Raw genomic sequence first — 13,407 nt, 5'->3', positions numbered from 1 at the left:
TCGATTCACGGCCTTCCGGCACCATTGATATGCCGGCTCTTCGCTTGTTCGAAATGATGGCAGCTCATACCCTGCCATTGTGTCCTATTTACATTCGCTGAAGCTCTATTCCGCCCGTCTGCCGGCCCCGGTCCGCGGCGTCCTGCTCATGGCCGTTGCCGCGGCCATGTTCGTCTGCATGCACGCCATTATCCGCGATCTCGGCAAGAACGAGGGGCTGCATCCCTTCGAGATCGCCTTCTTCCGCAGCTTCCTCGGGCTTTTCGTCCTGGCGCCGCTGCTGATCCGCCAGCGTTTCCGCCCGCTCCACACCAACAATCTGAAACTGCTGTTCCTGCGCGGCGCGGTGAACTCGGCGGCGATGCTGATGTTCTTCTACGGCCTTTCGGTCACCCCGCTGGCCGAGGCGACGGCGCTCGGTTTCACCGCGCCGCTCTTCGCCACGCTGCTGGCGATGCTCTTCCTCGGCGAGGTGGTGCGGCTCCGGCGCTGGATCGCCATCCTGATCGGCTTCGCCGGAACGCTGGTGATCATCCGGCCGGGGATGGTGGATGTCGGGCTCGGGCCGCTGCTCATCCTCGCCGCGACCGTGGTTTGGTCCTTCGCGCTCATCATTATCAAGTTCCTGACCCGGACGGAATCCAGCGTTACCATCACCGTCTATGCCTCGATCTTCCTCTCGCCCTTCACGCTCGCCGCCGCCGCCTTCTTCTGGCGCTGGCCGACGCCGGAGGAAGCGGGCTGGCTCTGCCTGATCGCGCTGCTCGGCACCGTCGCCCAGACGGCGATGAACCAGTCGCTTAAACTGGCCGATGCCTCGGTCGTGCTGCCGGTCGATTTCAGCAAGCTGATCTGGGCCGCCTTCATCGGCTTCGTGATCTTCGAGGAGCTGCCGGATATCTACACCTGGATCGGCGGGGCGATGATCTTCGTCTCCACGACCTATATCGCGGTGCGCGAATCCCGGCTGAAGAAGCAGGCGGCGAAAGCTGCGGCATAAAGCGCGGCCCGGTTGACCCGGAGCCGCTTCCCGCGCATAAGCAGGCCCGACTTCCGCAACTCCATTTTCAGAACGGGTCCTGACCGATGGCTGCCGATCTCGTCCGCGTTTCCCGCGCCCTCATCTCCGTTTCCGACAAGACCGGGCTCGTCGAGCTCGGCAAGGCGCTCGCCGCGCACGGCGTCGAGATCCTCTCGACCGGCGGTACCGCGAAGGCGCTTTCCGAAGCCGGCGTGCCGGTGAAGGAGGTCGCGGACCATACCGGCTTCCCCGAGATCATGGACGGCCGCGTGAAGACCCTGCACCCGGCGATTCATGGCGGTTTGCTGGCGCTGCGCGACAATCCGGAGCATGTGGCGGCGATGGAAAAGCATGCGATCGCCTCGATCGATCTCTTGGTGGTGAACCTCTACCCGTTCGAGAGCACGCTCGCCTCCGGGGCCGGCTATGACGATTGCGTCGAGAATATCGATATCGGCGGCCCGGCGATGATCCGCGCCGCCTCCAAGAACCACGGCCATGTCGCGACCGTGGTCGACCCGGAGGACTATGCTGAACTGATCGCCGAGCTCGACGCCAACAAGGGCGCGACGAGCTACGCGCTCCGCCGCAAGCTGGCCGCGGTGGCCTATGCGCGGACCTCGGCCTATGACAGCGCCATCTCGACCTGGCTTGCGGCCGAGATCGGCGACACCTATCCGCGCCGCATCACTTTCTCCGGCGCCAAGCCGCAGATCATGCGCTACGGCGAGAACCCGCATCAGTCCGCCGCTTACTACAGCAGCGGCGATCCGCGCCCCGGCGTCGGCAATGCCGAGCAGATCCAGGGCAAGGAGCTCAGCTTCAACAACCTGAACGACACCGACGCCGCCTTCGAGCTGGTCGCCGAGTTCGACGAGAAGCCGGCCATCGCCATCATCAAGCACGCCAATCCCTGCGGCGTCGCCGTGGCGGACGATCTGGCGACCGCCTACAAGCGCGCCTTCGCCTGCGACACGGTCAGCGCCTTCGGCGGCATCATCGCCGCCAACCGCAAGCTCGACGGCGCGACGGCGGAGGAGATCTCGAAGATCTTCACCGAGGTGATCATCGCGCCGGAGGCCGACGAGGACGCGCTGAAGGTACTCGCCGCGAAGAAGAATCTCCGCCTGCTGCTGACCCACGGCATGCCGGACCCGTCCGCCGCCGCCCGCACCGTGCGTAACGTCGCCGGCGGTTATCTGGTGCAGGACAAGGACAACGGCCGCGTCACGGCCGCCGACCTCAAGGTCGTCACCAAGCGCCAGCCGACCGAACGCGAGCTCGCCGACATGCTGATGGCCTTCCGGGTCTGCAAGCACGTGAAGTCGAACGCGATCATCTATGTGAAAGACGGCGCCACCGTCGGCATCGGCGCCGGCCAGATGAGCCGGGTCGACAGCGCCCGCATCGCCGCCTCCAAGTCCCGCGACATGGCGGAGGCCGCCGGTGCCAGCCAGCCGGGCACGATCGGTTCGGTCGTCGCCTCCGACGCCTTCTTCCCCTTCGCCGACGGCCTGCTCTCGGCCGCCGAAGCCGGTGCCACCGCAGTGATCCAGCCGGGCGGCTCCATGCGTGACGACGAGGTGATCGCGGCGGCCGACGAGAAGGGCCTCGCCATGGTCATGACGGGGATGCGCCACTTCCGTCATTGAGTCCGGGATGGATCAGGTGTGGCGGAGAGCGTGCTTCGCGATCTTCGCCATCACCGATGGCAGGCCCGCTTCCCCGATCTTCTCCACCGGATGCCAGAAACAGTCCACCGGCTTCGAACCGGTCGCTCTCCCGCGATAGACTTCGAGCTCGAGATGGAAATGCGTGAAGGTGTGGCGGATCATGCCGGGCAGTTTCGTCCATTCGGTACGGACCGGCGCCTCTGCGAGCGCGCGGTTGAGCGGCTGCTCCTCTTTTCGCCACGCGCTTGACGGGATCTCGACCATGCCGCCGAGGAGCCCGATCGGCGGGCGCCGCCGGAGCAGCACCTCGCCGCGGCCGTTGGCGATCCAGAAGGCGACGCCCTTGCGGGTCGGTTTCGGCGCCTTCTTTTTCTTTTTCGGCAACTCCTCCGCGATCCCCGCGATCCGGCCTGCGCAGGGCGCGCTCCAGGGGCAGGTCAGGCATTTCGGCTTGCGCGGGGTGCAGATCGTGGCGCCGAGATCCATCACCGCCTGGGCATAGTCGCCGGGGCGATGCTCGGGCGTGAGCGCGGCGGCGAGCTGCTTCAGTTCCGGCTTGGCGTCGGGCAGCGGGGTCTCGACCGCGTGCATCCGCGCCATCACCCGCTCGAAATTGCCGTCGACCGGGGTCGCGGGAATGTCGAAGGCGATGGCGGCGATGGCGGCGGCGGTATAGGGCCCGATTCCCGGCAGGGCGAGCAGGCCCTCCTCCGTCTCGGGGAAGCGCCCCGCGTAATCGTCGCGGACTACGGTGGCGCACTTGTGCAGGTTGCGGGCGCGGGCGTAGTAACCGAGCCCGGCCCATTCGGCGAGCACGTCCTCGATCGGCGCATCCGCGAGCGCGGTGACGTTTGGCCAGCGGTCGAGGAAGCGGGTGAAATAAGGCCCGACGGCAGCGACCGTGGTCTGCTGCAGCATGATTTCGCTCAGCCACACATGGTAGGGCTCGGCGCGGCCGCCGGGCGGCGCGCGCCAGGGCAGGCGGCGGTGATGGCGGTCGTACCAGTCGAGCAGCAGGGCGGGCAGGGACGCGGGCGCGGGCACTTCGGCGAATTTCCATTGGGTCTCGGGCCGGAGCCCTTACATTAGGGCAGGAGGAGTGGGCGGCAATGGCTGACGACGGCACAAACCAGCAGACAGCGCGCGGAAAGCGGCATTACGGCGGCCTGACACGGGTCGCCGCCGCCGCGCCGGGGCTCGGCGACAAGGCGATGCGGCAGCGCGGCTTCACCGAATCGCGCATCGTCAGCGACTGGCCCGCCATTGTCGGCGAGGTACTTGCGCTTGATACCGCGCCGGAAAAGCTGGTCTTTCCCCGCGGCACGACCGGCGGCGGTACCCTGTATCTGAGGGTCGCGGGCGCGGCGGCGCTGGAGGTCCAGCACCAGATCCCGCAGATCATCGAGCGCATCAACACCGTCTTCGGCTATGGCGCCATCGCGCGAATCGCGCTGAAACAGGGCCCGCTGCCGAAGCGCCGGGAGAGTACCCGGCCGAAGCTGCGGGCGCTCGCGCCGCAGGAGGAAAGCCGGATCCACGAGAGCGTCGCTGGAGTCGGGCGCAGCGATCTCCGACAGGCGCTGGAGGATCTCGGCAAGGCCGTCACCGCCCGCTCCAAGGCGAAGCGCGCTGACGATACTGTGAAAAAACGGACCAATTCCTGACATGATTGCTCAGCAGAGTGTCCGGCTTGGCGGTCTCAAGCCGCGTTTTCAGATGGTTGCGGGCGGGAAAAAGCCGCACTAGAATTTCAACATCTTGTAACAGGAGGCGATAAGTGCGCCGTAGAACACTAAATCTTGTGTTGGGTCTGGGCCTGATTGCACCGGTGGCCGGGATGCTGCCGCTGCCGGCGCTGGCCGAGGGCGTGGATCTGGAAAAGGCGAGCGCGCCGCGCGTGCTGGGCAATCCGGATGCGAAGATCCTGATCACCGAATATTTCTCCATGACCTGCCCGCATTGCGCGCGCTTCCACACCGAGGTGCTGCCGCAGCTGAAGGAGGCCTTCATCGATACCGGCAAGATCCGGCTGGAAATGAAGGACTTCCCGCTCGACCAGTGGGCGCTCCGGGCCTCCGCCATGGCGCGTTGTCTCGACGGCAAACGCTATTTCGCGATGATCGACATCCTGATGAAGAAGCAGGAAGCCTGGTCGCGGGCGAACGATCCCTACGGCGCGCTGGTCAAGCTCGGCAAGCTGGCGGGCCTCTCGGAGGCGCAGGTCGAGGCCTGCATGAACGACGAGCCGCTGATCGACTACATCCTGAACGAGCGCCTGACGGCGAGCCGCGATCTCGGCATCACCTCCACCCCCTCCTTCATGATGAATGGACGCAAGCTCGACGGTGTGTTCACCTTCGAGTCCTTCGAGGAGGCGATCTCGGACGCGCTCTGAGGCGCGCTCAGGGACCGGCATTGAGGAGCGTCTAACGGGTGCATCTCTCCAAACTCCGTCTTTCGGGCTTCAAGTCCTTCGTCGATCAGACCGAGCTGCTGATCGAAGAGGGTATGACCGGGGTTGTCGGGCCGAACGGCTGCGGCAAGTCGAACCTCGTCGAAGCGCTCCGTTGGGTGATGGGAGAGACCTCCGCCAAGCAGATGCGCGGCGGGGAGATGGACGACGTCATCTTCGGCGGCACCTCCGGGCGGCCGGCCCGCAACCTCGCCGAGGTCGCGCTGACGGTGAACAACGAGGACCGCAAGGCACCCGCCGCCCTCAATGACTCGCCGGAACTCGAGGTCAGCCGCCGGATCGAGCGCAACAAGGGCTCTGCCTACCGGGTGAACGGCCGCGAGGTCCGGGCCCGCGACGTGCAGCTGCTTTTCGCCGATGCGGGTACCGGCGCGCGCTCGGCCGGCCTCGTCAGCCAGGGCCGTATCGGCGCCATCATCAACGCGAAACCGTCCGAACGCCGGATCCTGCTGGAAGAGGCCGCCAATATCCGCGGCCTCTATACCCGCCGGCGCGAGGCGGAACTGCGGCTCCGGGCGGCGGAAACCAATCTGGAGCGGCTGGAGGACGTGCTGAAGGCGCTCGAGGGCCAGCTCCATGGGCTGCGCCAGCAGGCCAAGCAGGCACAGCGCTACCGCACCGTCGCCGAACAGATCCGGTCCGCCGAATCGGTCCTGCTGCACCGGCGCTGGGAGGCGACCAAGGAAGAACGTGCCGCCGCCGGGAAGGTGCTGGCCGAGGCCTCCGACGCGGTCGCGGCGGCGACTCAGAAGGCGGCGGAAGCGAGCACGGTGCAGACCGAGACCGCGGCGACGCTGCCGTCCCTGCGCGAGGCCGAGGCCGCGGCGGCCGCCGAGCTGCAGCGCCTGACGCTGGCGCGGGCGGAGCTGGATAACGAGGAACGCCGGATCGTGACCGCCAAGAGCGAGGCGGAATTGCGGCTGCGGCAGATTGCCGACGATCTTGAGCGGGAGCTGGCGCTTTCGACCGACGCCGCCGAGGCGCTGGAGCGCCTGCAGGCGGAGCATGCCGAGATCGCCGCCGCCCGCGAGGGCGAGGCCGAGGCGCAGACGGAGGCGAGCGAGGCGCTGGCGGAGATCAACCGCGCCGCCGACGCACTGGAAACCCGGCTTTCGGAAATGACCGAACATATCGCCACCACGGAGGCGCGCCGGGCCAGCCTGCAGCGCCAGGCCCGGATGGCGCGCGAGCAGGTCGAGCGGCTGACCCGGCAAATCGAAAAACTCGAGGAGGACCGCCAGCGGCTGAAGGATTCGGCCGCGGGGCCGGGCGAGGTCGAGGCGGCGGAAAGCGCGGTCGCGGACGCGGAGGCGGCGCTCGAAGCGGCCCGCGAGGCGTCGGAGACTGCCGAAACGTCGCGCAACGCGGCGTCCGAGGCGGAAAGCACCGCTCGCGAGGCACTGCAGGGTGTCGAATCCGGCCTTGCCCGCCTGACCGCCGAGGCCTCCGCGCTGGAGCAGATCCTCGCCGGCGACGGCGAGGAGGAGGGCGCGTCGCCGATTCTCGATTCCCTCTCCGCCGAACCCGGATACGAGACCGCGCTCGGAGCCGCGCTCGGGGACGACCTGACGGCGCCCCTGGTCGAAGGCGAGGCAGTTCAGAAGCGCTACTGGAGCGGGTCCGCCGGCGCGCTTTCCGGTGCGTCGCTGCCGGAGAGCGTCGAGCCGCTCGCGGACCGCATCAAGGCGCCTCAGGCGCTCGCCCGGCGGCTGGCGGCGACCGGCGTGGTCGAGGATTTCGAGACCGCGCGCAAGCTGCAGCCGGTGCTGAAGGACGGCCAGCGGCTGGTCAGCCGGGACGGCGGGCTTTGCCGTTGGGACGGTTTCGTCACCGCACCGGGCGCGCCGAGCAGTGCCGCAATCCGCCTGCAGCAGCGCAACCGGCTCGGGGCGCTGAAGAGCGAGATCGCCGGGGTCGAGAAGGATCGCGACGCGGCGGCGGAAAAGCTGGAAGCCGCCCGCGTCTCGCAGCGAGAGGCGGCCGAGGCCGAGAAAGCCGCCCGCGAGGCGATGCGCACCGCGATCGCCGAGAGTGAGACGGCGCGGACCCGGCGCTCCAAGCTCGCGGCCCTGCTCGCCGAGATCGAATCGAAACTCTCCGCCATCGACGATACGAAGGTGCGCTACGAAGGCGAGATCGAGGAGGCCGAACGTCAGCGCGCGCAGGCGGAGGCCGCGGAGGTCGAACTCGACGACGTCGCGACGCTGCGGGCCGAGAGTGCGGGCTATCGCCAGGAACTGGCGGACAAGCGCAATGAGCTGGCCGAGGCGCGGAGCGCGCATGACCGGCTGATGCGCGAGGCCGAGGCGCGGCGCACCCGGCTGTCCGCCATCGAGGGCGAAATCAGGAGCTGGTCAGACCGCAACGAGCGGGCGGCGGTCCGCAAGGAGGAACTGACCGAACGGCAGGTTGCCGAGCGGACGGAGATCGAACGGCTGGATGCCCGTCCGGCGGAGATCGAGGCGCAGCGCACGTCATTGATTTCGTCCATCGCGGCTTCGGAAACGAAACGCAAGGAGGCGGCCGACGTGCTGGCCGAGGCCGAGGCGCGGCAGCGCAGCGCGGACGAGACGGCGCGGCAGGCGGACCGGGAACTCGCCGAGGCGCGCGAGGCGCACATCCGGGCGGAGGGCGTGCTGGAGCAGATCAACCAGGCAACCGCCGCGCTGCGCGAACGCATTCTTGAGCGCCTTGAATGCCAGCCCGGCGAAATCCTGGAGAAGGCCGGGATCGATCCCGAAGCCCCGCTGCCGGAGGCCGAGGAGGTCAGCCGGCGGTTGGAGCGGCTGACCCAGGAGCGCGAGCGGATCGGCGCCGTCAACCTGCGCGCCGAGCAGGAAGTGGCGGAGCTGGAGGAGCGAATCGCCGGCATGGAGAGCGAGCGGGACGACCTGATCCAGGCCATCGCCCGGCTGCGCGGTGCGATCCAGACCCTGAACCGCGAGGGCCGTCAGCGCCTGCTCGATTCCTTCGAGAAGGTGAACGCCCATTTCCAGGATCTCTTCACCCGCCTCTTCGGCGGCGGTCAGGCGCATCTGAAGATGGTCGAGGACGACGATCCGCTGGATGCCGGGCTGGAGATCATGGCGAGCCCGCCGGGCAAGAAGATGCAGGTCATGTCGCTGCTTTCCGGCGGCGAGCAGGCGCTGACCGCGGTGGCGCTGGTCTTCGCCGCGTTCCTCACCAACCCGTCGCCGATCTGCGTGCTCGACGAGGTCGATGCGCCGCTCGACGACACCAACGTCGACCGTTTCTGTACCCTATTGCAGGAGATCAGCAAGCAGACCGGTACCCGTTTCCTGGTCATCACTCACCACCGTCTGACCATGGCGCGCATGGACCGGCTGTTCGGCGTGACCATGGCGGAACGGGGTGTCAGCCAGCTGGTTTCGGTCGATTTGGCGGGCGCGGTGGAGCTTCGCGACGTGAGCTAGCTGGTGGCGATACGTCGCGTCTCTCTGAAAATGTAATAAAATCAATAAATTGCGTGCTTTTTCGCGGTGCGGCTTCCGCCTTGACAGGGGGAGGGGGCCTCCGTATGTTTGCGGCGCTTTTCCGGGTCAGGCTCGGGAAAGCGGGGTACTTCACCGGCTTCGGCCGTTCGGGATCGCTCCATGACAGGTGAAAAACCTAGCGATCCTCCCTCCCTCGACGATCTGGATGCCAGATTGCGTCGGGCCCGGGGCGAGGATACGGGAGAGAGCGGGCCGAAAGGGACGCGCGGTTCGGTCGCCACCGAAGGTTTCGGCATGGCGATGCGGATCGGCGTTGAGCTGGTTGCCGGCGTCGGCGTCGGGGCCGGTATCGGGTACCTCCTGGACAGTTGGCTTGGGACCGCTCCCTGGCTGCTCATACTGTTCTTCTTCCTGGGCGCCGCCGGCGGCATGATGAATGTCTACCGCGCCGCGACCGGAGAGGGATTGCAGGTGGGCTACAAGCGGTCCTCGACGAACAAACGGCCTGACGGACAGGCCGGGGACGAGTAAGGGGAACGAGGCGTGGCATCACCGGTCGCACAGTTTGAGCTGAAGACGCTGATCCCGATCGAGGTCGGCGGTGTCGATCTCTCCTTCACCAATTCCGCCGCCTGGATGGTTCTGGCGATTGCCGGCGTGACCGCGTTCCTGACGCTGTCCATGAGCGGCCGCCGCCTGGTTCCGGGCCGCTGGCAGCTGATGGCCGAACTCTCCTACGAGTTCATCGCCAACATGGTGAAGGACAATGTCGGCAGCGAAGGCCGCAAGTACTTCCCGTTCGTTTTCTCCCTCTTCATGTTCATCCTGGCCTGCAACCTCTTCGGCATGCTGCCCTACAGCTACACGCCGACGAGCCAGATCATCGTCACCTTCGCCATGGCCTTCGTGGTCTTCATCGGCGTGACGATCATCGCGCTTGCGCGCCACGGCCTGCACTTCTTCACCTTCTTCTTCCCGTCAGGCGCGCCGGTCTACATGGCGCCGCTGCTGATCCCGATCGAGGTGATTTCCTATTTCGTGCGTCCGGTCAGCCTCTCCGTTCGTCTCTTCGCGAACATGATGGCCGGTCACACCATGCTGAAGGTGTTCGGCGGTTTCGTCATCGCCCTCGGCGTCTTTGGGGTTGCGCCCCTCGCCCTGATTGTGGCACTGACCGCCTTCGAAATTCTGGTGGCGGTGCTTCAGGCATACGTTTTCACCATTCTCACCTGCCTCTATCTGCACGATGCGATCCATCTGCACTGAGGCCTGAGACGAACTGAACGAGGGCCGGGTGACCGGCCCGCTTTGTGAACTACGTGATCCAAAGGAAGGATTAGATCATGGACGTTGAAGCCGCGAAGATGATTGGCGCCGGTATCGCTGTTATCGCCCTCATGGGTGTCGGCGTTGGTATCGGTAACATCTTTTCCACGCTCGTTGCCTCCATCGCCCGCAACCCGGCGGCCCGCGGTGAAGTCTTCGGCATCGGCATCCTGGGCTTCGCCCTGACGGAAGCCGTCGCGCTGTTCGCGCTGCTGATCGCGTTCCTGATCCTGTTCTCCTAAGACCGTTTTTCGGGAGCCGGCTCCGGCCGGCTTCCGCGGTTTGAAGTGAGTACTGGAACGGAATTGGACGGCGGCATGACACGCTATCTCAAGAATTCGGCTGCGTTCGGTGTCACCGGGGCTCTTGCTCTGGCTGCCGAAGGTGCGTTGGCTGCCAGCGACCATGGCGGCGGCGGGACCTTGCCGCAGCTCGATATCGGTACGTTCCCGACCCAGGTCTTCTGGCTCTTCATCACCTTCATCGTGCTCTATATCGCGATGACGAAGATCGCGATCCCGCGCATCGAGTACGTGCTTGAAGAACGCCACAGCAAGATCGCGGAAGATCTCGACAAGGCCGGCAAGCTCAAGGCGGATGCCGAAGAGGTGCAGGCCAATTACGAGAAGGCGCTGGCGGATGCCCGCGGCTCGGCCCATGAAACGGTGGTCGCGGCCAAGGACGAGGCCGCCAAGAAGAACGCCAAGGCCGAGACCGAGGCTGACACGGCTGCCGTGAAGAAGGTCCAGGAAGCCGAGGCCAGCATCGACGCGGCCCGTTCGGAAGCTCTCTCCAACGTCAAGGACGTGGTGAGCGAGGTTGCCGGCGAGGCGGTGCAGAAGCTGATCGGCGTCAAGGTCACCAAGACCGAGCTCAACAAGGCCGTGGCCGCAGCGATGGAGGCGAAGTGATGCTCCAGGATCCCACATTCTGGGTCGCGGTCGCTTTCGTGATCTTTGTCGTGGCTGCGATCAAGCCGATCGTCTCCAAGGTGGGCGGCATGCTGGATGAGAAGTCCGCAGCGATCGCCGCTCAGCTGAAGGAAGCCGAGACCCTGCGCGAGGACGCACAGGCTGCGCTCGCCAACTATCAGCGCCTGCAGCGCGATGCGCTGAAGGAGGCCGAAGAGATCCTCTCGCATGCGAAGGAAGAGGCGGCCCGCATCCGCAAGGACGCGAAGGAGCATCTCGCCGAAAGCCTGAAGCGCCGGGAAGAGCAGGCGGCCGAGAAGATCGCCCGCGCCGAGGCTCAGGCCCTGCAGGACGTCCGCAACCAGGCCGTCGAGCTGGCCATGGTCGCGACGGAGAAACTGCTGGCGGACAAGGTGACGCCCGAAGTCAATGCGAAGATCGTGAAAAGTGCGGTCGACGAGCTTCCGTCGCGTCTTCAGTAACCGGGAATATTTTTTACGAAGAACCCCCGCTTGAGCGGGGGTTTTTTGTTTTCGCGGTTGCGAAAAGTTTGAGATTATTTGTCCGTTTTCTGCACAAAACCGTCATTTGTCTAGTGAGGCGCGAGCTTCTAAATCGGTCGTCGGTCCCGCTCTCGGACGGCCGGTTTCAGGCACCGAAAGCGAGGGATTTCGCAGTCTAGACACCGGTGCGGTTTTTCAATGGCAGATACGGTCCTTCCCGTCGGCAGCCTCCCCGCGACCTCCGGCGATGCGGCCAGATCCAAGGGCCTGCGCTCCCGTATCAGCGCGAAGCTGGTTCTTTCCGTCGCTCTGGCCAGCGGGCTTGTCTTCGCGGCCTTGCTGGTTGCGATCTTCTTTATTTTCACTTCCGTCCTCGAACGCGAGGACGAGCGCGCACAGTTGCTCGGGAGCATGAATCTCGAGCTGCGGAACGGCTTGCTGAAACTGCAGGACGACTATCTGAGCATTCCCGGCCGACTTGAGGTCAACCCGGTCAAGGATCTCCACAAATGGGCGCTCGAACAGGGCGCCGAGGAGAAAATCCATCGCGGACGCGATGAGATCGTCGGACGGTTCAGGAAGAGGAGTGCCCGGCGCGACGTCCAGAAGCCTGCGAAATTCGTCGTCGAGGCGGACGGCGGTACGGCTTCGGTCGCATTCGGCATTTTCGAGAACGGCGAATATACCAACGTGGTCACCGAACTCCGTATCCCCGGTGTGACCGCGGAGCAAATCAACGGGAAGGTCGACGAACTCCTCAATTCGGGCGGTGTCGAGCAACGGATCCTCGTGGTGAAGGGGGAACTTGCCGACGAGGCGCTCGCGGCCGAAGTGGTCCGAAACATGATCGTTCAAGAGAACGAGAAGATCCTCGCCAAGGAGGCCGAGGTCATTGCCTTCACAGAGCAGGCCCGCGTCCTCCTCGGTATCATGGCCATCTCAGGCGTGCTGCTGTCCGTTTTGTCCGTTTATCTCGGAACCCGGATGATCGTCACACGGCCCCTTGAGAGGCTGACGCGCGCGGTCCGGTCCGTTGCGGCGATGGAAGACGCGGAGGTGCCGCATACCGATCGCACGGATGAAATCGGCACCATCGCGCGCCGGGTCGACCAGTTCAAAGCGGTGCTGCGGGAAAACGCCCTTCTGCAGGAAAGAACCAAGGCCGCGCACGATGCCCAGGTCGAGCAGGTCGAGCATCGCGAGGCTTTGTTGAAGACTTTCGATACGGACATCAATTCCATCCTCGCAGAGGTCGCGCAGGTGACCCAGCGAATGGAGGATGTGACGCGGACCATGCAGGACGCCGCCGCCGGCGCCGCGCAGAGCGCGGAGCGGGCGCAGAGCGCTTCGGGCGCGGCGGCGACGGGGGCGACCGGCGTTTCGCGGGCCGCGGCCTCGCTCGATCAGTCGATCTCGGATCTCGGCCAGGTGATCCAGAATGCGGCGAACGCCTCCGCCGACGCGGCACAGCGCGCCGAGCATACCACCGCCACTGTCGCCCAGCTGACCGAGATGGCAGCCGAAGTGGACGGTTTCGTCGATATCATCAGTTCCGTCGCACACCAGACCAACCTGCTGGCGCTCAATGCGACGATCGAGGCGGCGCGGGCCGGGGAGATGGGCAAGGGCTTCGCGGTCGTCGCGGGCGAGGTCAAATCGCTCGCAGGGCAGACGGAGGAGGCGGCGCAGCAGATCTCCCGTCAGGTGATGGAAATGCGCACGGTGATCAACTCGGCGGCCAGAGCGATCGCCGAGGCGGGCGAGAGCGTGGCGGCGATCGACAGCAGCACGCAGGAAGCGGTCGGCGCGATGCAGGCACAGACCGACGCCACACGCGAGATCGCGCGCAGTGCCGACAGCGCGGCGGCGGCTACCGGCGATGTGGATAGCGGGCTCGCGAGCCTCGCGGAAGCGACCGGACGCAGCGAGGAGGTTGCCCGCGAGGTCGATGCGACGGCCGAGATCATGAGCGATCTCAGCGGCCGCCTGCGCGCCCTCAGCAAGCAGTTCTTCCGCGACATCCGGGTGAGCCCGGCGGAATGACC

Annotated in this window: 12 protein-coding genes; 11 read left to right on the top strand and 1 reads right to left on the bottom strand. The window is 66.0% G+C overall.

The window, feature by feature from the left end:
- Positions 1-79: 79 nt before the first annotated feature.
- Together NUH88_RS07270 and purH are read left to right on the top strand one after the other, a co-directional pair.
- On the top strand, positions 80-1,000 hold the full coding sequence (locus tag NUH88_RS07270) for a DMT family transporter (RefSeq protein ID WP_444329688.1): 921 nt from the start codon (positions 80-82) through the stop codon (positions 998-1,000).
- An 86-nt stretch (positions 1,001-1,086) separates the two neighbouring features.
- Positions 1,087-2,673 carry a bifunctional phosphoribosylaminoimidazolecarboxamide formyltransferase/IMP cyclohydrolase gene (purH, locus tag NUH88_RS07265; RefSeq protein WP_257771012.1) on the top strand — a complete coding sequence of 529 codons (1,587 nt, stop codon included), beginning with the start codon at positions 1,087-1,089 and terminating at the stop codon, positions 2,671-2,673.
- A 12-nt stretch (positions 2,674-2,685) separates the two neighbouring features.
- On the opposite strand, the gene mutY is transcribed toward purH, so the two are convergent.
- Positions 2,686-3,738, bottom strand: a complete 1,053-nt coding sequence (mutY, locus tag NUH88_RS07260; RefSeq protein ID WP_257771010.1) for an A/G-specific adenine glycosylase — start codon at positions 3,736-3,738, stop codon at positions 2,686-2,688.
- A 65-nt stretch (positions 3,739-3,803) separates the two neighbouring features.
- On the opposite strand from mutY, the gene NUH88_RS07255 reads away from it, so the two are divergent.
- The 9 genes from NUH88_RS07255 (at position 3,804) to NUH88_RS07215 (ending at position 13,405) form a co-directional block, all read left to right on the top strand.
- Entirely contained in the window at positions 3,804-4,358 is a 555-nt protein-coding gene (locus NUH88_RS07255) for a DUF721 domain-containing protein (protein WP_257771009.1), read from the top strand.
- A 113-nt stretch (positions 4,359-4,471) separates the two neighbouring features.
- The gene (locus NUH88_RS07250) at positions 4,472-5,089 is read left to right on the top strand and encodes a DsbA family protein (protein ID WP_257771007.1); all 618 of its coding nucleotides are present in this window, start codon (positions 4,472-4,474) and stop codon (positions 5,087-5,089) included.
- A gap of 38 nt (positions 5,090-5,127) precedes the next feature.
- Entirely contained in the window at positions 5,128-8,601 is a 3,474-nt protein-coding gene (gene smc, locus NUH88_RS07245; RefSeq protein WP_257771005.1) for a chromosome segregation protein SMC, read from the top strand.
- A 180-nt stretch (positions 8,602-8,781) separates the two neighbouring features.
- The gene (locus NUH88_RS07240; protein ID WP_257771003.1) at positions 8,782-9,153 is read left to right on the top strand and encodes an AtpZ/AtpI family protein; all 372 of its coding nucleotides are present in this window, start codon (positions 8,782-8,784) and stop codon (positions 9,151-9,153) included.
- A gap of 12 nt (positions 9,154-9,165) precedes the next feature.
- A complete protein-coding gene (locus NUH88_RS07235; protein ID WP_193183542.1) occupies positions 9,166-9,888 on the top strand; it encodes a F0F1 ATP synthase subunit A in 723 nt (240 codons plus the stop codon).
- 77 nt (positions 9,889-9,965) lie between these two features.
- Complete coding sequence (locus tag NUH88_RS07230) at positions 9,966-10,190, top strand: ATP synthase subunit C family protein (RefSeq protein WP_193183540.1); 225 nt, start codon at positions 9,966-9,968, stop codon at positions 10,188-10,190.
- Positions 10,191-10,265: 75 nt separating this feature from the next.
- Positions 10,266-10,859, top strand: a complete 594-nt coding sequence (locus NUH88_RS07225) for a F0F1 ATP synthase subunit B family protein (RefSeq protein ID WP_257770999.1) — start codon at positions 10,266-10,268, stop codon at positions 10,857-10,859.
- Positions 10,859-11,341 carry a F0F1 ATP synthase subunit B family protein gene (locus NUH88_RS07220; RefSeq protein WP_257770997.1) on the top strand — a complete coding sequence of 161 codons (483 nt, stop codon included), beginning with the start codon at positions 10,859-10,861 and terminating at the stop codon, positions 11,339-11,341. Before NUH88_RS07225 ends, NUH88_RS07220 begins: the two co-directional genes overlap by 1 nt.
- Positions 11,342-11,560: 219 nt before the next feature.
- Positions 11,561-13,405, top strand: a complete 1,845-nt coding sequence (locus NUH88_RS07215) for a methyl-accepting chemotaxis protein (protein ID WP_257770995.1) — start codon at positions 11,561-11,563, stop codon at positions 13,403-13,405.
- Positions 13,406-13,407 lie beyond the last annotated feature (2 nt).

The sequence above is a fragment of the Nisaea acidiphila genome (assembly GCF_024662015.1).
Taxonomy (GTDB): domain Bacteria; phylum Pseudomonadota; class Alphaproteobacteria; order Thalassobaculales; family Thalassobaculaceae; genus Nisaea; species Nisaea acidiphila.
This window is presented reverse-complemented; position numbering and strand designations above follow the sequence as displayed.

Excerpts from the sequence above, each read along its gene's own strand:
- NUH88_RS07240 (WP_257771003.1), top strand. The coding sequence starts at position 8,782 with ATGACAGGTGAAAAACCTAGCGATCCTCCCTCCCTCGACGATCTGGAT.
- NUH88_RS07225 (WP_257770999.1), top strand. The coding sequence starts at position 10,266 with ATGACACGCTATCTCAAGAATTCGGCTGCGTTCGGTGTCACCGGGGCT.
- NUH88_RS07220 (WP_257770997.1), top strand. The coding sequence starts at position 10,859 with ATGCTCCAGGATCCCACATTCTGGGTCGCGGTCGCTTTCGTGATCTTT.
- NUH88_RS07255 (WP_257771009.1), top strand. The coding sequence starts at position 3,804 with ATGGCTGACGACGGCACAAACCAGCAGACAGCGCGCGGAAAGCGGCAT.
- NUH88_RS07230 (WP_193183540.1), top strand. The coding sequence starts at position 9,966 with ATGGACGTTGAAGCCGCGAAGATGATTGGCGCCGGTATCGCTGTTATC.
- purH (WP_257771012.1), top strand. The coding sequence starts at position 1,087 with ATGGCTGCCGATCTCGTCCGCGTTTCCCGCGCCCTCATCTCCGTTTCC.
- NUH88_RS07215 (WP_257770995.1), top strand. The coding sequence starts at position 11,561 with ATGGCAGATACGGTCCTTCCCGTCGGCAGCCTCCCCGCGACCTCCGGC.